The sequence below is a fragment of the Streptomyces sp. NPDC096105 genome (assembly GCF_044763335.1).
Classification (GTDB): domain Bacteria; phylum Actinomycetota; class Actinomycetes; order Streptomycetales; family Streptomycetaceae; genus Streptomyces.
Map to the genome: position 1 here is coordinate 171,567 of NZ_JBIWGC010000011.1, position 21,026 is coordinate 192,592.

A 21,026-nucleotide genomic window follows, 5' to 3' on the forward strand; every position below is an offset into this window, starting at 1 on the left:
ACCGGACGACCATGACGTCTTCGAAGCGAAACCGTGCCGAGGCCCTGCCGCAGGACCTCCAGGAAGCACTCCGCCGCCGGCTGGCCGGACGGGCCGCCCCGGGCGCCCCCGGCACCGCCCGGCAGGCCATCCCGCGCGCCGACCGCACCCGCCCGCTGCCGCTGTCCTTCGCCCAGCAGCGCCTGTGGTTCCTGGACCGGCTGCGCCCCGGCGACCCCCGCTACAACAGCGCCGTCGCGCTGCGCCTGACCGGCCCCCTCGACCACACCGCCCTGGCCGCCGCGCTGGAGCACGTGGTGGCGCGGCACGACGCGCTGCGCACCACGTTCCAGGAGCACGACGGCACCCCCGCGCAGACCGTGCACCCCGCCGGGCCGCTCCCGCTGCCCGTCCATGACCTCACGGGAGCGGCCGGCGCCGGCCTGGAGGCGGCCCTGCTGGCCGAGTACGAGCGGCCCTTCGACCTGGAGGCCGGGCCCCTGCTGCGCGCCCTGCTGCTGCGGGAGGCACCCGACACGCACGTCCTGCTGCTGACGGCCCACCACATCGTCACCGACGGCTGGTCGATGGGCGTCCTGCTCGACGAGCTGTGCACCGCCTACGACGCTCTCGCCCAGGGCGCGAGACCGGCCCTGGCGCCGGTGGCCACGCAGTACCCGGACTTCGCCGTCTGGCAGCGCGAGCAGCTGTCCGGCGCGCGGCTGGAACGCCACCTGGCGTACTGGAAGGAGCGACTGTCCGGGGCGGTCGCCCCCGAACTGCCGCTGGACCGGCCCCGCCGCGGCGAGGAGTCCGGCGCGGGCGCGGTGCACACCTTCACCGTCCCCGCCGCCACCACCGCCCGGCTGAAGCAGCTCGCGGCCGACCGGCACACCACCCTGTTCACCGCCCTGGTCGCCGCCTGCCAGGCCCTGCTGGCCCGCTGGTGCGGGCAGGACGACATCACCGTCGGCTCGCTCACCCCGGGGCGCGGCCGCACCGACCTGGAACGGGCCGTCGGCTTCTTCGTGAACACCGTCGCGCTGCGCACTCGCGTCGAGACCGGCGCCTCCTTCCGGGACCTGCTCACCGCCGCCGCGGACACCGTCAACGACGCCTTCGCGCACGGCGACACGCCGTTCGAGCGGCTGGTCGAGGCCGTCGGCGTGACCCGCGAGGCCGGCCGCAACCCCCTGTTCGACGTGATGGTCCTGCTGCATCCGGCGCCGCCCACCGCGCCCGACCCGCACGGCCTGGCCGCCTCCCCGGTCGCCGTGCCCCGGCGGGCCGCCACCTTCGACCTGAGCGTGGAGTTCGTACCCGACGGCGACGAGCTGACGGGCCTGCTGGAGTACCGCACCGATCTGTTCGACGCGGCCACCGCCGCACGCATGGCGGACCAGCTGCTGCGCACGCTGGACGGCGCCGCCGCCGACCCCGACCGGCCCCTCGGCGCCCTCCCCCTCCTCTCGCCCGAGCAGGAACGGCAGGTGACCCGGGACTGGAACGCCACCGCGCGCCCGGTCCCCGAGGAGACCCTGCCCGAGCTGTTCGCCCGGCAGGCGGCCCGCACCCCGGACGCCACCGCCCTCGTCGCCGGGGACGTCCGCCTCGACTACGCGACGCTCCACGCGCGCGCCGACCGCCTGGCCCGTCACCTCGTGTCGCGGGGAGCAGGCCCCGAGCGCCTGGTCGCCCTCCGACTCCCGCGCACCGCCGACATGATCGTGGCGATCCTCGCCGTCTGGAAGGCCGGCGCAGGCTACCTGCCCCTGGACCCGGCGCTGCCCGAGGACCGGGTGCGGTTCCTGCTGGACGACGCCCGGCCCGCCCTCGTCCTCGACGAGACCGCGCTGCGGGAGGCGGACGACGCTCAAGACGGCGCCGCCGACGCTCCGTCGGCGCCCCCCCACCCCGACACCACCGCCTACGTCATCTACACCTCCGGCTCCACCGGCCGCCCCAAGGGCGTGACCGTGACACACCGGTCCGCGGCGAACCTCCTCGCGGGCCACCGCGAGGGCTTCGTCGCCGAGACGGGCGGCGGGCCGCTGCGGGTGGCGCTCACGGCGTCGTTCTCCTTCGACACCTCCCTGGAGGGCTTGCTGCTGATGGCCGACGGCCACCCGCTGCACCTGGTCGACGAGACGACCCGGCTGGACGCCGCCGCCCTGGTCGAGTACGTCGTCGAGCACCGCATCGACTTCCTCGACCTCACCCCCACTTACCTGCGCCAGCTGCTGCCCGCCGGGCTGCTCACCGACCCCCGTCACCACCCGCGCGTCCTCATGCTCGGCGGCGAGGCCGTCGGACCCGCGCTGTGGCGGGAGCTGGCGGCGCGGCGGGACGTCGCCGCGTACAACTTCTACGGGCCCACCGAGTGCACCGTCGACGCGCTGGCCTGCCGGATAGCCGGCGACGGCCGGCCGACCGTGGGCCGGCCGCTGCCCAATGTGCGCGCCTACGTCCTCGACGACCGGCTCCGTCCCGTTCCGCCCGGCGTCGGCGGCGAGCTGTACCTGGCCGGAGTGCAACTGGCCCGCGGTTACAGCGGGCGGCCGGGACTGACGGCCGCCCGGTTCCTGCCCGACCCGTTCGGCCCGCCCGGCGCCCGCATGTACCGCACCGGCGACCTGGCTCGCTGGAGCGCCGACGGACGTCTGGACTACCTGGGGCGCGCCGACGACCAGGTCAAGGTGCGCGGCCACCGCATCGAGCCCGGCGAGGTCGAGGCGGCCCTGACCGACCTGCCCGGGGTCGCCGCCGCCGCGGTCGTCGCCGTTACCGACCCGCACGGCCACGCCCGGCTCGCCGCCCACCTCGTCCCCGCCGACCCCGCCGCCCCGCCCGCCCCGGGCGAGGTACGGGCCGCCCTGCGGCGGACGCTGCCCGACCACATGGTGCCGTCCTCCTTCACCGTGCTCGACGCCCTGCCGATGACCGTCAGCGGCAAGGTCGACCGGCGCGCCCTGCCCGCGCCCGACCTCGAAGGCGTCGGGGAGCGGGAGTTCGTCGCCCCGCGCACCCCCGAGGAGGAGACCCTCGCCCGCATCTGGGCCGAGGTGCTGGGCGCGCGCCGGGTCGGCGTCACGGACAATTTCTTCGAACTGGGCGGCGACTCCATCCTCAGCATCCAGGCCGTCTCCCGCGCCCGCGCGGCCGGGCTGCACCTGACCTCGCGGGACGTCTTCCGCCACCAGACCGTCGCCGACCTCGCCGCCGCCGCGTCCGTGCGCACCGCGCAGGTGCCCGCGCCCCGGCGTCCCGCCGAGGAGGGTCCGGCGCCGCTGACCCCCGTACAGGAGTGGTTCTTCGCCACCCACGGACCGCTGCGGCACTTCAGCATGTCGATGCTGCTGAACCTGCCGCACGACCTCGACAAGCCTGCGCTGGAGCGCGCCCTGGAGGCGCTGGCCGCCCACCACCCGGCGCTGCGCACCCGGTTCGCCCGCTCGGACGACACCTGGCGGCAGCACCCCGGCGAGGGCCCGGCCACCGGCCTGCTCACCCACCACGACCTCACCGGCGCCGCCGACCCGGCGGCGCAGCGCGAACGGGCCGCCACGGCCGCCCGCGCCGCCCTTGACCCCGAGACCGGCGCCCTGCTGCGCGCCGCCCTGTTCACGCGCGCCGGTGATCGTCCCCAACTCTTCGTAGCCGCTCATCACTTGGCGGTGGACAGCGTCTCCTGGCGGATCCTGCTCGCCGACCTCGCCGAGGCCTACCGGCAGACCGCCGGGGGAGAGGCGGTCCGGCTGGAGCCCGTCGCCACGCCGTTCACCGACTGGGCCGCGCACCTCGCGCGCCGGGTCCGCGACGGCGACCTCGACGCCGACCTGCCGCACTGGACGGCCGAGGCCGCCGAGCCCCGCACCCCGCTGCCCGTGGACCGCCCCGGCACCCCGCCGGCCGGCTCGGTCCGCACCCTCGACGCCCGCGTGGACCGCGCCACCACCGAGGCGCTGCTGCGCCGGGTGCCCGCCGTCTACCGCACCCAGGTCAACGACGTGCTGCTCGGCGCGCTGAGCCGGGTCCTCGCCGACTGGACGGGCGCGGAGCGGGTGACCGTCCTGCTGGAGGGCCACGGCCGCGAGGACGACACTCTGGACCTGTCCCGCACGGTGGGCTGGTTCACCGCCCAGTACCCCGTCACCCTCGCGCCCGCCGGGCCGCCCGGGGCACCCGACTGGGGCGCGACCCTCAAGGCGGTGAAGGAGCGGCTGCGGTCCGTGCCCCGGCACGGCCTGAGCTACGAGGCCCTCGCCCGCCTCGGCTCGCCCGACCCGGCCGCCCGCGCACTGAAGGACGTGCCGCTGCCGCAGATCAGCTTCAACTACCACGGCCAGTGGGAGGCCGCCGACGGTGGCGACTTCGCCCCGGCGGGCGAGACGCCCGGCCGCGACATCGCCCCGGACACCCCGCTCGACCACCTGCTGGACGTCTCCGCCGTGGTCACCGACGGCGAACTCCACCTCACCTGGCACTACAGCGACCAGGTCCACGACGAGGCCACCGTCCGAGCCCTCGCCGACGGCATGACCGGCGCGCTCGCCGCGATCACGGAGCACTGCGCCCTGCCCGGCGCGGGCGGCCGCACCCCGTCCGACTTCCCGCTGGCCCGCCTCGACCAGGACCGCCTGGACCGCCTCGTCGGCGACGGCCGCGACGTGGAGGACGTGCTGCCGCTCACCCCGCTCCAGGAGGGCATGCTCTTCCACCGGCTGGTCGGCGGCCCCGACGACGTCTACGTCGACCAGGCCGCCCTGCTCCTCGACGGCGTCGCCGACCCGCACGCCTTCGCCGTCGCCTGGCAGCGCGTCACCGACCGCACCCCGGCCCTGCGCACCTGCGTCGTCTGGGAGGACGTGCCCGTACCCCTCCAGGTCGTGCGCCGCGACGTCCGGGTGCCGGTCACCCACCTCGACTGGCGCGAGCTGGACGAGGTGGAACGCGCCGAGCGCCTGGCCCGGCTGCGCGCCGACGACCTGGCCCGGGGCATCGACCTCGCCGCGGCGCCGCTGATGCGGCTCACCCTGGTCCGGCTGCCCGACGCCCGGCTGCACCTGCTGTGGACGTCCCACCACATCGTCCTGGACGGCTGGAGCCTCGCCCAGGTGCTGACCGAGGTGTGCGAGGAGTACGCCGCGCTCACCGCGGGCACCGAGACCCGGCCGCCGCTGCGGCGCCCCTTCGGCGACTACGTGCGCTGGCTCGCCGAACAGGACCCCGGCGCCGCCCGCGCCCACTGGCAGAACGTCCTCGCCGGGTTCGCCGAACCCACCCCGCTGCCCGCCGACCGCCCCCTGCGCGAGGCCCACCGGGCCCGCTCCGCCGCACTGCACACGGCCGGCCTGGACGCGGAGGCGTCGGCCCGCCTCGCGCGCACCGCCCGCGAGGCCGGACTCACCCTCAACACGGTCGTCCAGGGCGCCTGGGCCCTGCTGCTGTCCCGCTACGCCGCCCAGGACGACGTGCTGTTCGGCACCACCGTCTCCGGGCGCCCCGACGACCTGCCCGGTGTCGAGTCGATGGTCGGCATGTTCATCAACACCGTGCCCACCCGCGTCCGCGTCGACCCCGCCCGCCCCGCCGGGGCCTGGCTGCGCGAACTCCAGGACGCCCAGGCCGAGTCGAGACGGTTCGCCGCCGCCTCGCTCGCCGAGCTGACCCAGCTGAGCGACGTGCCGTCCGGCAGCCCGCTCTTCCACAGCATGGTCGCCTTCGAGAACTATCCCTTCGACGAGGCCCGCACCGCCGGGTCCGGGATCCGCCTGGCCGACGTGTCCTCCCGCGACGCCACCAACTACCCCCTCGTCCTGCGCGCCTACCACGGGGAACGCCTCGGCTTCGACCTCGCCTACGACCCGGACCTGTTCGACGCGGCCACCGTCCGCGCTCTCGCCGACCGGCTCTGCCTGCTCCTGACCGGGCTCGCCGACGGCACCGGCCGGCCGCTGCGCGCCCTGGCCTGGACGACGGCCGGGGAACGGCACCGGATCCTCACCGACTGGAACGGCACCGCGTCCGGCCGCCCCGCCGAGACGCTGGTGGACCTGTTCGAGGCGCAGGCCGCCCGCACCCCCGGCGCCGTCGCCGTCACCTGCGGCACCGAGCACCTGGACTACGCGACCCTCGACGCCCGCGCCGGCCGCCTCGCCCACCGGCTCGCCGAACTGGGCGCCGGACCCGAGCGGTTCGTCGCCCTCGCGCTGCCCCGCTCCCTCGACCAGGTCGTCGCGGTCCTGGCCGTACTGAAGACCGGCGCCGCCTACCTGCCGATCGACCCCAACTCGCCCGCCGAACGCATCACCCACCTCCTCACCGACGCCACGCCCGTCACCCTGGTGACCACCACCGGCACCGCGGCCCGCCTCGACGGCACCGGTGTGCCCGTCGTCCTCCTCGACGCCCCGGACGAGGAGGCCGGCCTCACCCGGCGCCCGACCACCGGCCCCGCCCCGGCCCGCCGCCCCCTGCCGGAGAGCCCCGCCTACGCCATCTACACCTCCGGCTCCACCGGCCGCCCCAAGGGCGTGGTGATCCCGCACGCCAACGTGGTGCGGCTGTTCACCCGGACCCGCCCGTGGTTCGACTTCGGCCCGGACGACGTGTGGACGCTGTTCCACTCCTACGCGTTCGACTTCTCCGTGTGGGAGCTGTGGGGCCCGCTGCTGCACGGCGGCCGGCTCGTCGTCGTGCCCGACGAGACCGCCCGCTCCCCGGAGGACTTCCTGCGGCTCCTGGCCGACGAAGGGGTCACCGTCCTCAACCAGACGCCGTCCGCTTTCTACCCGCTGGTGCGCGCCGACGCCGAACACCCCGGCACCGGCGCCCGTCTCGCCCTGCGCACGGTGATCTTCGGCGGTGAGGCCCTCGACGTCGGCCGGCTCACCGACTGGTGGGCCCGCCACCCGGCCGACACCCCGCGCCTGGTCAACATGTACGGCATCACCGAGACCACCGTGCACGTCACCCACGCCCCGCTCGGCCCCGCCACCGCCGCGCACGGCCCCGCGAGCCCCATCGGCGTCGCGATACCCGACCTCAGGGTGTACGTGCTCGACGCGGGCCTGTCCCCTCTGCCGCCGGGCGCGACCGGCGAGCTGTACGTGGCTGGGGAGGGCCTGGCCCGCGGTTACCTGGGCCGCCCCGGCCTGACCGCCACCCGGTTCCTCGCCGACCCGTTCGGCCCGGCCGGCAGCCGTATGTACCGCACCGGCGACCGGGCGAAGTGGCGGCCGGACGGCACCCTGGAGTACCTGGGCCGCGCGGACGCCCAGGTGAAGATCCGCGGGTACCGCATCGAGCCCGGCGAGATCGAGGCCGCCCTGCACACCCACCCCGGGGTCGCCGACGCCGCCGTCGGCGTGTTCGAGGACGCCTCCGGCACCCGCCGCCTCGTGGCGCACGTCGTCGGCACCGGCGACGCGACCCCCGTGGCGGCCGAGCTGCGCGCCCATCTGGAACGGCTGCTGCCCGCCCACATGGTGCCCGCCGCCTACGTCCCGATGGACACCCTCCCGCTCACCGTCAACGGCAAGCTCGACCGGCGTGCCCTGCCCGCCCCGACGGCGGACGGCTATGCCGCCGACACCGACCGGACCGCACCGCGCACCCCCGCCGAACGGGCCGTCGCCGCCGCCTGGGCGGACGTCCTCGGCATCGAGGAGGTGCACGCCGGGGACGACTTCTTCGCGCTCGGCGGCGACTCCATCCTCGCCGTCCGCGTCACCGCCCGGCTGCGCGCCGCGTTCGGCCCCGACGTGTCCCCGCGCGTGCTGTTCACCCACAGCACCGTGTCCGCGCTCGCCGCCGAACTCGGCGACCCGGTGGGCGACACCTCCGCCGCCCCCGTCGACGCGATCACGGCGACCGCCCCCGAGACCCCGGCGCCGCTGTCGTACGCCCAGCAACGCCTCTGGTTCCTCGACCGGTTCGAGCCCGGCAGCACCGAGTACACGACGCTGTCCGTGCTGCGCCTGCGCGGCCCGCTCGACGAGCCGGCCCTGCGCACCGCCCTGGACGGCCTCGTCGCCCGCCACGAATCCCTGCGCACCACCTTCACCGAACAGGACGGACAGCCCCGGCAGGTGGTGCACCCGCCGCATCCGGCCGCCCTGGCCGTGGACGACCTCACCGCCGCCCCCGACTCGCGGGCCGCGCTGGAGGAACTGCTGGACCGCGAGGCCGCCACGCCGTTCGACCTGGCGACCGGGCCGCTGCTGCGCGCCCGCCTCGCCCGCACCGCGGCCGACGAGCACGTGCTGGCCCTCGCCGTCCACCACATCGTCACCGACGGCTGGTCGCTCGGCGTCCTCGGCCGGGACCTCGGCGAGCTCTACGCGGCTGCCCACGAGGGCCGCCGGCCCGAACTCCCGGACCTGCCCGTGCGCTACGCCGACCACGCCGCCTGGCAGCGCGCCCGCACCGACCAGGCCGAGCGGCAACTCGCCCACTGGCGCGAACAGCTGGCCGGCGTACCGCCGCTGGAGCTGCCGACCGACCGACCGCGTCCCGCCGTCCGTTCCCGCGACGGCGCGCTCGTGACCTTCACGCTGCCCGCCGAGCTGACCGACCGGCTGCGCGAACGGGGGCGTGAGGCCGACGCCACCCTCTACATGACCCTGCTCGCCGGCTGCACGGTCCTGCTGTCCCGCTGGGCGGACCAGGACGACTTCGCCGTCGGCACCGTCACCGCCGGCCGCGAGCGCCCCGAACTGCACGACGTCGTCGGCATGTTCGTCAACACCCTGGTGCTGCGCAACGGGGTCCGGCCCGGAACGTCGTTCCGCGCTCTGCTCGAACAGGTGCGCGGAACCGTCCTGGACGCCTTCGCCCACCAGGACGTGCCCTTCGAACGGCTGGTGGACGCCCTCCAGCCCGAACGCGACACCAGCCGCACCCCCCTGTTCCAGGTCATGGTCGCCCTGCACAACCTGGGCGCCGAGGCACCCGAGCTGCCCGGCCTGGACACCGAGCCGCTCCTGCCGCCGGTCCGGCACGCCACCTTCGACCTGGCCTTCGACTTCGTCGAGGGCGACGGCGGCGTCACCGGCCACCTGGAGTACGACACCGGCCTGTTCGACGAGGACACCGTCCGCGGCCTGGCCGCCCGCCTGCGCCTGCTGCTGGAGGCGGCGGTGCGGGAACCGGACCGTGAGGTACGGGCGCTGGAGCTGATGACCGCCGACGAACGGCGGCGGGTGCTGCACGACGGCCAGGGAGCCCACCTGACCGTCCCGGACACCACCTTCCCCGCCCTGTTCGAGGCCCAGGCCGCCCGCACCCCGCACGCCACCGCGCTGGTCGCCCGCGACGCCACCCTCGACTTCGCCGTCCTGAACGACCGCGCGAACCGGCTCGCCCACCACCTGCTGGCCCTGGGCGCCGGACCCGAACGGGTGGTGGCCGTCCGGCTGCCGCGCACCTCCGAGCTGGTGGTCGCGGTGCTCGCCGTCGCCAAGTCCGGCGCCACCCTGCTCCACCTCGACCCCGACCTGCCCGCCGAACGCGCCGCCGGGCTCCTTGAGGACGCCGCCCCGCACACGGTGCTCACCGCCGACACGCTGCGCGCCACCCCGTGGGACCGGCTGCCCGCCCACGACCCCACCGACCGCGAGCGCCCGGCCCCGCTGCTCCCGCAGCACGCCGCGTACATGATCTACACCTCCGGCTCCACCGGCCGCCCCAAGGGCGTCGTCGTGGAACACCGGCACCTGGTCAACCTCTGCCACGACCACCGCGAAGGGCTCGTCGCCCCGCACACCGCGGACGGGCGGCGGCTGCGCGCCGCGCTCAGCGCCTCGTTCTCCTTCGACACCTCCTGGGAGGGCCCGCTGCTGCTCGCCCTCGGCCAGGAGGTCCACCTCATCGACGAGGACGTGCGCCTGGACCCCGAGGCGTTCTGCGCGCAGATCGCCGAACGGAACCTGGACCTGGTCAACGTCACCCCGTCCTTCCTGCGCGAACTCCTCGCCGCGGGCCTGCTCGCCCCCGGCCGCCACCACCCCCGCGTCCTGCTCGTCGGCGGCGAGGCGACCGGCCCCGGCACCTGGCGCGACCTGTGCGCCGCCGCCGAACTCGGCGTCACCGCCTACAACATGTACGGCCCCACCGAGTGCACGGTCGACGCCACCTACGGCCGCGTCACCGACCGCCCCGACCGGCCGGTCATCGGACGGCCCGGCGCCAACCTGCGCGCCTACGTCCTCGACGGCGCCCTGCGCCCGGTGCCGCCCGGCACGCCCGGCGAGCTGTACCTCGCCGGCGCCCAGGTCGCCCGCGGCTACCTGAACCGCCCCGGCCTGACCGCCGCGCGGTTCCTCGCCGACCCGTTCGGCGCGCCGGGGGAGCGGATGTACCGCACCGGCGACCGCGCCCGCCGCGACGCACGGGGAGTGCTGGAGTTCCTGGGCCGCGCCGACGAACAGATCAAGATCCGCGGCTTCCGCATCGAACCCGGCGAGATCGAAGCCGCGCTGCTCGCCCGCCCGGACGTCGCCGACGCCGTCGTCACGGCACGCGACCACGCCGGCCGCCAGATGCTCGTGGCCTACCTGGTGCCCGCCGGGGACACCGCCCCGGCCGCCGACGAACTGCGCCTCGCGCTGCGCCGCACCCTGCCGGACCACATGGTGCCCGCGGCGTTCGTGCCGCTGACCCGGATTCCGCGCACCACCAGCGGCAAGACCGACCGCCGCGCCCTGCCTGCTCCGCCCGCCCAACCCGACACCACGGAAACCTACGTGGCGCCCCGCCCCGGCACCGAGCAGACCCTCGCGACGATCTGGGCGGACGTCCTGCGCGTCGAACGGATCGGCGCGCGCGACAACTTCTTCGCGCTCGGCGGCGACTCGATCCTCAGCATCCAGATCGTCTCCCGGGCCCGCCAGGCCGGTCTCGCGCTGACCACCAAGGACGTCTTCCGCCACCAGACCGTCGCCGAACTCGCCCTGCACGTCACCGAGTCGACGCCGGTCACCACCGACACGACCGCGCCCGCCGAGGCGCCGCTCACCCCCATCCAGCGCTGGTACCTCGACGGCCGCAGCCCTGGCGACCCGCTGCGCTTCACCATGTCGCAGCGCCTCGAACTCGCCCCCGGCACCGACCTGTCCGCCCTGCGCACCGCCGCCGATGCCCTCGTACGGCACCACCCCGCCCTGCGCACCCGCTTCCGCCGCACCGAGGACGGCTGGCGTCAGGAGGTCCTGCCCGGCGTCCCGGACGGCACCGTCACCCTGCACGACGTGACCGGCCTCGACGGCCCCGCTCTGGAATCCGAGGCGGCCCGCCTCGCGGACGAGGCACGCGCCGCACTCGACCCCACCGAGGGCCGGACGGCGCGCGTCCTCGTCCTCGACCGCGGCCCGGACGCGCCCTGCCAACTGCTGTTCGTCGTACACCACTTGGTTGTCGACGGCGTCTCCTGGCGGATCCTGCTGGCCGACCTGGAGACCGCCCACCGGCAGGCCGCCGCCGGACACCCCGTCGAACTGCCCCCGGCCACCACCGCCTACGGCCACTGGGCGGCGCGGCTGGAGGCCCACACCCGCTCCGGCGCCCTGGACGGCGACCTCGACCACTGGCGGCGTACCGCCGAGGCCCCCGCCGAGCTGCCCGCGGGCCGCCCCGGTCCCAACACCCACGGCACCGCCGCCACGGTCACCGTGGAACTGGAACCGGAGACCACCGAGGCCCTGCTCCGCCAGGTCCCGGAGGTCTACCGCACCCAGGTCAACGACGTCCTGCTCAGTGCCCTCGGCCGCACCCTGGCCCGCTGGTGCGGGCGTGACAGCGTGCTGGTCGGCGTGGAGGGCCACGGCCGCGAGGACCTCTTCGACGACCTGGACCTGTCCCGGACGGTCGGCTGGTTCACCGCCGAGTTCCCGCTCGCGCTGACCGTCGCCCCCGACGCCGGCTGGCACGACACCCTCCGCTCGGTCAAGGAGCAGCTGCGCGCGGTGCCCCTGCACGGCCTGAGCCACGGCGCGCTGCGCCACCTGCTGCCCGACAGCCCGCTGGCCGGCGCCCCGGCACCGCGGGTCGGCTTCAACTACCACGGCCAGTGGGACGCCGACGCGGGCGGCAGCGGCCTGTACGGCGCCGCCCTGCCCCCGGCCGGGTCCGACACCGACCCCGACGCCCCCCGGCCCTACCTGCTGGACATCACCGGCGTGGTGCAGGACGGCCGGCTCGAACTCGGCTGGACCTACCCGCCGGCCGTCTACGACGGGTCCACCGTCCGGGCGCTCGCCGAGGAGATGTGCGCGGCGCTGCGCGAGATCGCGGCCCACTGCGCCTCCCCGGACGCGGGCGGCCGCACCCCGTCCGACTTCCCGCTGGCCGGGCTCGGCCAGCGGGAGCTGGACCGCCTGGTGGGCGACGGCCGGCACGTCGCCGACGTCCTGCCGCTGACACCGCTGCAGGCCGGCATGCTCTTCCACGGCCTGGTGGACACGTCGGGCGCCTACTCGGACCGCGTGGCCGTCCGCCTGGCCGGGGTGAGCGACGCGCGGCGCTTCGCCGCGGCCTGGCAGCAGGTCGCCGACCGCACCGAGGCCCTGCGCACCAGCGTCCACTGGCAGGGCCTGCCGCACCCCGTGCAGGTCGTGCACCGGCGCGTGGAGCTGCCCGTCACCCACCTGGACTGGCGACACCTCACGCCCGAGGAGCGCGCGGCGGCCACCGGGGACCTGCTGGCCGCCGACCGCGCGGCGGGCATGGACCTGACCACCGCACCGCTCACCCGCATCACCCTGGCCGCACTGCCCGGCGACGAGGTACTGCTGCTGTGGTCCTCCCACCACCTCATCCTGGACGGCTGGAGCACCGGGCAGCTCCTCACCGAGGTGTGCGAGCGCTACGCCGCCCTCACCGGCGGCCGATCGGCCCCCGCACCGGTCCGGCGTCCGTTCGCCGACTTCCTGCGCTGGCTGCACGACCAGGACGAGGCCGCCGCCGAGGCGCACTGGGCCGAGACCCTCGCCGGGTTCCCCGTCCGCACCCCGCTGCCCTACGACCGCACGCCCACCGAGGAGCACCGCGCCCGCGCCGCCGCCCTCACCAGCCGGCGACTGGACGAGCACCTCTCCGCGCGGCTCCGGCAGGGCGCCGCCCGCGCCGGGCTCACGGTGAACACCGTCATCGAGGGCGCCTGGGCGCTGCTCCTGGCCCGCCACAGCGGCCGCGACGACGTCGTGTTCGGCACCACCGTCTCCGGGCGCCCGGCCGAACTGCCCGGCGTGGAGTCGATGATCGGCATGTTCATCAACACCGTGCCCACCCGCGTCCGGGTCGAGGGCGGGGGAGCGGCGTCCTGGCTGCGCGCGGTGCAGGAGCACCAGAGCGACACCCGGCGCTTCGACTTCCTCGCCCTGCCCCGCATCCAGGCGCTGAGCGAGGTCCCGGCCGGTGAGGCGCTGTTCGACAGCATGGTGGTGTTCGAGAACTATCCCGTCGACGAATCCGCCACCGCTCGCACGGGCGTACAGGTCGAGGAGGTGCGCGCCGAGGACGCGCCCACCTTCCCGCTGTGCCTGCGCGCCCACCTCGGCGACCGCCTCGGCCTCGACCTCGCCTACGACGACGGCCTGTTCGACACGGACACGGCCGAACGCCTCGCGGACCGCCTCACCGCCGTCCTGCGCGCCCTCGCCGACGCGCTGGAGACCGACGCGGACGTGACCGGCCTGGACGCGCTGACCGAGGACGACCGCGCCCTGCTCGGGCGGTGGAACACCACCGCCCGCCGGACCGAACCGAGCAGCCCCGTCGCCCTGTTCGCCGAGCAGGTCCGCCGCACGCCTGAAGCGCCCGCGCTGCGCGACGGCGACACCGAGCTGACGTACCGCCAGGTGGACGACTGGTCCGACGCCGTGGCCTCCCGGCTCCTCGCCGGCGGACTGCGGGCCGAGGACCGGGTGGCCCTGTTGACGGACCGCGGTGCCGAACTCGTCGTCGCCCAGCTCGCCGTCCTCAAGGCGGGCGGCGCCTATGTGCCCGTGGACGCCCGCGCCCCCGAGGACCGGCGCCGCACGCTGATCGAGCGCGCGGGAGCGACGGTCCTGTCCGCCGAGGACGTCACCGGCGCGCGGACTCCCCTGCCGGACGCGCCCGTCGCCGCACCGGCCGACCCCGACCGGCTCGCCTACGTGATGTTCACCTCCGGGTCGACCGGCGAACCGAAGGCCGTCGCCGTACGCCACCGCGACGTGGCCGCCCTCGCCACCGACAGCCGCTTCACCGGCGGTGTGTGCGACCGGGTGCTGCTGCACTCCCCGGTGGCCTTCGACGCCGCCACCTTCGAGGTGTGGGCGCCGCTGCTCACCGGCGGCTGCGTCGTCGTGGCCCCCTCACGGCCGCTGGACGCCGCGCTGTTGCGGCAGTTGGTGCGCGACACGGGTCTGAGCGCGTTGTGGCTGACCGCGGGCCTGTTCCGGCTGCTGGCGCAGGACGCGCCGGACTGCTTCGCCGGACTGCGCCAGGTGTGGACCGGCGGCGACGTCGTGCCGGCCGCTGCCGTACGCCGCGTCCTGGCCGCCTGCCCGGGCCTGACCGTCGTGGACGGCTACGGCCCCACCGAGACGACGACGTTCGCCACGTCGTCCGCCCTCACCGACGCGGCCACCGTCCCGGACACCGTGCCCATCGGCCACCCGCTCGACGACATGCGCGTGCACGTCCTCGACGGCCGGTTGCGGCCCGTGCCGCCCGGCTGCCCGGGCGAGCTGTACCTCGCCGGCGAGGGCGTGGCCCGCGGCTACCTGGGCCGCCCCGGTGACACCGCGGCCCGCTTCCTGGCCGACCCGGCCGGCCCGTCCGGCAGCCGCATGTACCGCACCGGCGACCTGGTCCGCCGCCGCCCCGACGGCACCGTCGAGTTCCTCGGCCGCGCCGACGACCAGGTGAAGATCCGTGGCTTCCGCGTCGAGCCGGGTGAGGTCGAGGCCGTCCTCGCGGGACACCCCGGCGTCACCGACGTGACCGTGCTCGCCCGCGAGGACCGGCCCGGCAGCCGCCGCCTGGTCGCCTACGTGGTCGGCACCGAAGATGTCACCCCCCTGCGGGAGTTCGCTCGGCGCTCCCTGCCGGACTACCTCGTGCCGTCGGCGTTCGTCGTCCTGCCCGCCCTGCCGCTCAGCCGCAACGGCAAGGTGGACAGGGCGGCCCTGCCCGCTCCGGAACCCGCGAGCGGGGTACAGGACACGTCGGCCGAGCCGCGCACCGACGCCGAGCGCCGCACGGTGGAGGTCTTCGCCGACGTCCTGTCCGTGCCGCGCCCCGGCGTGCGGGACGACTTCTTCCAGCTCGGCGGCGACTCCATCCTCAGCATCCGCCTCGCCGTCCGCCTCTCCGAGGCGTTCGGCACCGAACTGTCCCCGCGTGCGGTGTTCACCCACCCGACCCCCGAGGCCCTCGCCGCCCTGCTCACCGAGGAACACCCCGTCGGCACCGCCCCTGCCGCGATCGTCCCGGTCACCCGGGACACGCCCGCCCCGATGTCGTACGCCCAGCAACGCCTCTGGTTCCTGGAGGAGTTCGCGCCGGGCAGCGGCGAGTACGTCACCGCGCTGGCCCTGCGGCTGCGCGGCCGGCTCGAGGTGCCCGCCCTCACCGCGGCCCTGCGCGCCCTGGTCGAGCGGCACGAGGCGCTGCGCACCACCTTCGACGCGGTCGACGGCCACGGCGTGCAGATCGTCCACCCGGCCGGGGACGTGCCGCTGACCCTGCACGACGTGTCGCAGCTCACCGGAGGCGAACGCGACGCCCGGCTCGCGGACCTGCTGGACGCCGAACGCGCCCGCACGTTCGACCTGCGGCGCGGCCCGCTCCTGCACACGGGTCTGATCAGGCTCGCGGACGACGAGCACGTCCTGACGCTGACCCTGCACCACATCGTCACCGACGGCTGGTCCACCGGCGTGCTCACCGGCGACCTCGCCCACTTCTACCGCGCCGAACTCGGCGTGGAGACGGACGCGTTGCCACCGCTGCCGGTGCAGTACGCCGACTACGCGCACTGGCAGCGCGGGCGCGGCACGGACGACCACCTCGGGTACTGGAAGGAGCACCTGACAGGGCTGGAGACGCTGGGCCTGCCCACCGACCGGCCCCGTCCGGCGGTGCGCACCCACCACGGCGCCTCCGTACGGCTCTCCCTGCCCCGCGAGACGACCCGCCGCCTCGCCCGGGTGGGCCGCGACCGGCAGGCCACCCTGTTCACCACGCTGGTCGCCGCCGCCCAGGCCTACCTGGCCCGGCTGACCGGCGGTGAGGACATCACCGTCGGCACGGTCACCTCCGGCCGGGACCGCGCCGAGGTCCAGCACCTCGTCGGGTTCTTCGTCAACACGCTCGTGCTGCGCTCCCGCGTCACGCCCGGCCGGCCGTTCCCCGAGTTCCTCGACGAGGTCCGCGGCACCGTCCTGGACGCCTTCGCCCACCAGGAGGCGCCGTTCGAGCAGGTCGTGGACGAGGTCCAGCCGGTCCGCGACACCAGCCGCACCCCGCTGTTCCAGGTCATGGTCGTCCTCCAGAACGCCCCGGCCGCCGCCCTCGACCTGCCCGGCCTGGAGGTCACCGACGTCGACAGCGAGCTGCGGCACGCCGCGTTCGACCTCACCCTGGAGTTCGCCGAGACCGGCACCGGTGAACTGCACGGCGTCCTCACCTACAACACCGACCTGTTCGACACGGCTACCGCCGAACGCATGGCCGACCAGCTCGGCACCCTGCTGACCGCCGTCGCCGACGACCCCGACCGGCCCGTGGGCGCCCTGCCCCTCGCCACGGACGAGACGCTCAAGGCCGTGCTCGACCAGGGCCGCGCCACCGCCCGCCCGGTCCCGCCGGCCACCCTGCCCGAGCTGTTCGAACGCCAGGCCGCGCACACCCCCGACGCCCTCGCCCTGGCCGACGCCGACGGCCGGGAGCTGACGTACGCGCACGTCGAACGCGCCGCCAACCGGCTGGCGCACCGCCTCATCGCCCGGGGCGTGGGACCCGAGCGGATCGTGGCCCTGGCCCTGCCCCGCAGCACGGAGACGGTGGTGGCGCAGCTCGCCGTCACCAAGGCCGGCGGCGCCTTCCTGCCCGTCGACCCGGACTATCCGCAGCAGCGCCGGGAGTTCATGCTCCGCGACGCCGGCGCCTGGCTCGTCCTGGACGACCCGGCCGCCGTGTGGGACGCCGACGGACCGGACACCGCGCCCACGGACGTCGACCGCACCTCCCCGCTGACCGTCGACCACCCGGCGTACGTGATCTACACCTCCGGCTCCACCGGCACCCCGAAGGGCGTCACGGTGACGCACCGCGGCCTCGCCGCCTTCGCCGCGTCAGCCGCCGACCGCTACGACGCGGGTCCTGGCGACCGGGTCCTGCAGTTCGCCTCACCCAGCTTCGACGCCTCGGTGCTGGAGCTGTGCGTGTCGCTGCTCAGCGGCGCCACCCTGTTCACCGGGGAGGAGGGCCCCCTCGTCGGCGAGCGCCTCGCCGAGGTCCTCGCCGGGCGGCGCGTCAGCCACACCCTGATCCCGCCCGCCGCCCTCGCGACGGTCGACCCGGGCACCGCCGACGCCCTGCCGCACCTGCGCACCCTCATCGTCGGCGCCGAGGCCTGCCCCGCCCACCTCGTCGAACGGTGGGCCCCCGGCCGACGGATGATCAACTCGTACGGCCCCACCGAGGCCACCGTCGTCGCCACCTGGACCGGCCCGCTCACCCCGGCCGCCGGCGCCCCGCCCATCGGACGCCCGGCCGGCGCCACCCGCGTCCACGTCCTCGACGCCGCCCTGCGCCCCGTCCCGCCCGGCGTCACCGGCGACCTCTACGTCTCCGGACCCGGACTGGCCCGCGGCTACCTCCACCGGCCCGGCCTGACCGCCTCCCGCTTCGTCGCCGACCCGTTCGGCGCCCCCGGGGAGCGCATGTACCGCACCGGCGACCGCGCCCGCTGGGACGCGAGCGGCGACCTGCGCTTCGCCGGACGCGCCGACGCCCAGCTCAAACTGCGCGGCTTCCGCATCGAACCCGGCGAGATCGAGAGCGCGCTGCGCGGCAGCCCGCTGGTGCGCGACGCGGTGGTCACCGTCCGCGCCGGCGGCAGCGATCCGGACGGCCGATCCGACGCACGCCTGGTCGCCCACGTCGTACCCGCCGAGGGCACCTCCGAGGACCTGCCCGTATCCGAACTGCGCGACCACCTCGCCGGACTGCTCCCGGCGCACATGATCCCCTCGGCGTTCGTGCCGCTGGACCGGCTGCCGCTCACCCCGAACGGCAAGACCGACCGCAACGCGCTGCCCGAACCCGGGCCCGCGCACACCGCCACCGGGCCGCACACGCCGCCGCGCACCGACACCGAACGCCGTATCGCCCGCATCTGGGGCGACGTCCTCGGCGTCGCCGACGTCGGGGCGCACGACAATTTCTTCCACCTCGGCGGCGACTCCGTCCTCAGCATGCAGGTCGTCTCCCGGCTGCGACGCGACGGACTGCACGTGACCACCCGCGACCTGTTCACCCACCAGACCGTCGCCGAACTGGCCGGCGTCGTCACCACCGCCCCCCGGCACACCGGGGAGGAGGCGGTGAGCGGGGACGTGCCGCTCACCCCGATCCAGGAATGGTTCCTGACCGGACAGCGCGCCAGCCACGCCCACTTCAACCAGTCCCTGCTGGTGGAACTCGCCCCCGGCGTCGACGCCACCGCCCTGGAAACCGCCCTCAACGCCCTGCTCGACCACCACGACGCCCTGCGCATGCGCTTCACCGCCGGCCAGGACGGCTGGCGCCAGTACAACCCGCCCGCGGACGACACCGACCGCGACGGGCTCCTGACCCGCCACGACCTCGGCGGCCTCACCGCCACCGACGCCGACACGGCGATGGAGAAGGCCGCCGACGACCTGCACACCGGCTTCGACCTCGCACGCGGCCCGCTGCTGCGGGCGGCCCTGTTCACCGGTGCCGCCGACCGGCCCGACTTCCTCCTCCTGGTCGGCCACCACCTGGTCGTGGACGCCGTCTCCTGGCGCATCCTGCGCGACGACCTGGAGGCCGCCTACCGGCAGGCCGCCCAGGGCGGACCTGTCGCGCTGGGGGAGCGCACCACCTCCTTCCGCGACTGGGCCCGCGGCCTCGCCGCACACGTCGCCTCCGGCGCCTTCGACCACGAACTGCCCTACTGGGAACACGCCGTGGACACCGAGCCGCTCCCGTCCGAGACGCCGGACGGCCCCGACACCGGCGCCGTCGACACGCTCACCGTGGAACTGGACGAGGCGGACACCGAGGCGCTGCTGCGCGCCGCACCAACCGCGTACCGCACCCGCGTCAACGACGTCCTGCTCGCCGCCCTCGCCCTCGCCCTGGCCCGCTGGACCGGCCACGAGGACGTCCGCCTGGACCTGGAGGGACACGGCCGCGAGGACGTCCTCGACGACGTCGACCTGACCCGCACGGTCGGCTGGTTCACCACCGTCCACCCCGTCGCCCTCCAGGTCCCCGAACCCGTCGACCTGGGCCCCGACCGCGACTGGCGCACCCTGGTGAAGTCCGTACGCCGCCAGCTGCGCGCCGTGCCCGGCAACGGCCTCGGCTTCGGCGCGCTGCGCACCTTCGGCCCGCCCGAGGTGCGCGAACGCCTGGGACGCGCCGCCCACGGACAGGTCGTCTTCAACTACCTCGGACAGTGGGACGCCCGCCCGGAGAACCCCGGTCACGGCCTGATACGCGCCGAACACGGCTCGTTCGGCCGCCACCACGACCCGCGCGACAGCGGCTCCCACCCGCTGGAGATCGTCGGCGCCGTCCAGCGCGGGCGGCTGTCCTTCATCTGGCACCACCGGCCCGCCCTGCACGCCACCGCCACCGTGCGCGCTGTCGCCGAGGACTTCGCCCGGGCCTTGCGCCACATCGCCCACCACGCCCGCGGCCGCCGGTGACGCCCCGCCTCGCGGCCCGCGCCCCACCGCCGCAGACGGAATCCCGTCCCAGCCCCCTTTCACCAACCGATCACCACCCGATCACCGACCGAGAGAGCGAGACAGCCGGACATGGACGAGAACACCCGCTACCAGGTGCTGCGCAACGACGAGGAGCAGTACTCGCTGTGGCCCGTCGACATCGAGGTGCCCGCCGGCTGGCAGCCCGTCGGCAAGGAGGGCACGGAGGCGGAGTGCTCCGCCTACGTCGACGAGGTCTGGACCGACATGCGTCCCCGCAGCCTGCGGGAGCGCATGGAGAACGCCGAAGCCTGACGCACTCGCGCGGAGGCACGAAGGACCGGGCCGGGGTGCGTCCCACTGCCGCCTGCCCCGGCCCGGTTCCGCCGTCCTCCCCGCATGTCCCGAGGAGCCCTGATGACCACACCGGTCCTGCACACCGAACGACTCACGTTCCGCCCCTACCGCCCCGAGGACGAGAACGCCTTCGTGGAGCTGCTGCGCGACGAGGAGGTCTGCCGCTGGATGGGCCAGGAACGCGTGCCCGAGGCGGACATCCGCACGCTGTTCCGCACCATCCTCACCGACGTCTACCCGCAACGCCTGTTCGACGTATGGGGGGTGTGGCAGGGGGAGACCTTCGTCGGACACGCGGAGGTGAAGAAGACAGGCAATGTCGACGGACATGAGCTGATCGCTGCCCTCGCGCCCCCGTACTGGGGCCGGGGCCTGGGCACCGAAGTGGTCCGCGGCCTGCTGCGCCACGCCGCCGACGACCTGGGCCTGAAGGAGGCCTACGGCATGGTCGGCGCGGACAACACCCCCAGCCTGGCCATGTGCCGCCGCCTGGGCTTCCGGCACGTACGGGACGTGACCGGCGACGACGGCACCGTCACGAAGCTGCTGGTGATCTCGACGACGGACGCGTACGCCCAAGACGGTCAGACGTCCGGAAGACACCTCGAGGTGCCGTCGCACGGTTCAGATCAGCACCCGGAATGACAACCTGCCGCCGCGCTGACGGTCCGGGCCGCTTCGCTTCGGTGGAAACGGCCCGGGCCCTGCGAGTGATGCGACTCTTCCACGGACCCCCTTCCA

General features: G+C 75.4%; 3 protein-coding genes. All 3 read left to right on the forward strand.

All coding sequences use genetic code 11. From position 1 onward, the window contains the following. Positions 1–11: 11 nt before the first annotated feature. The 3 genes from ACIQ8B_RS19635 to ACIQ8B_RS19645 all read left to right on the forward strand — a co-directional run bounded on the left by ACIQ8B_RS19635 (position 12) and on the right by ACIQ8B_RS19645 (position 20,930). Positions 12–19,928 (forward strand): non-ribosomal peptide synthase/polyketide synthase, encoded by a 19,917-nt coding sequence (locus ACIQ8B_RS19635; RefSeq protein ID WP_403548294.1) that lies wholly within the window; start codon positions 12–14, stop codon positions 19,926–19,928. 111 nt (positions 19,929–20,039) lie between these two features. After that, positions 20,040–20,243 carry an MbtH family NRPS accessory protein gene (locus ACIQ8B_RS19640; protein ID WP_043505857.1) on the forward strand — a complete coding sequence of 68 codons (204 nt, stop codon included), beginning with the start codon at positions 20,040–20,042 and terminating at the stop codon, positions 20,241–20,243. A gap of 102 nt (positions 20,244–20,345) precedes the next feature. Beyond that, complete coding sequence (locus ACIQ8B_RS19645) at positions 20,346–20,930, forward strand: GNAT family N-acetyltransferase (protein ID WP_403548296.1); 585 nt, start codon at positions 20,346–20,348, stop codon at positions 20,928–20,930. Positions 20,931–21,026: the final 96 nt, after the last annotated feature.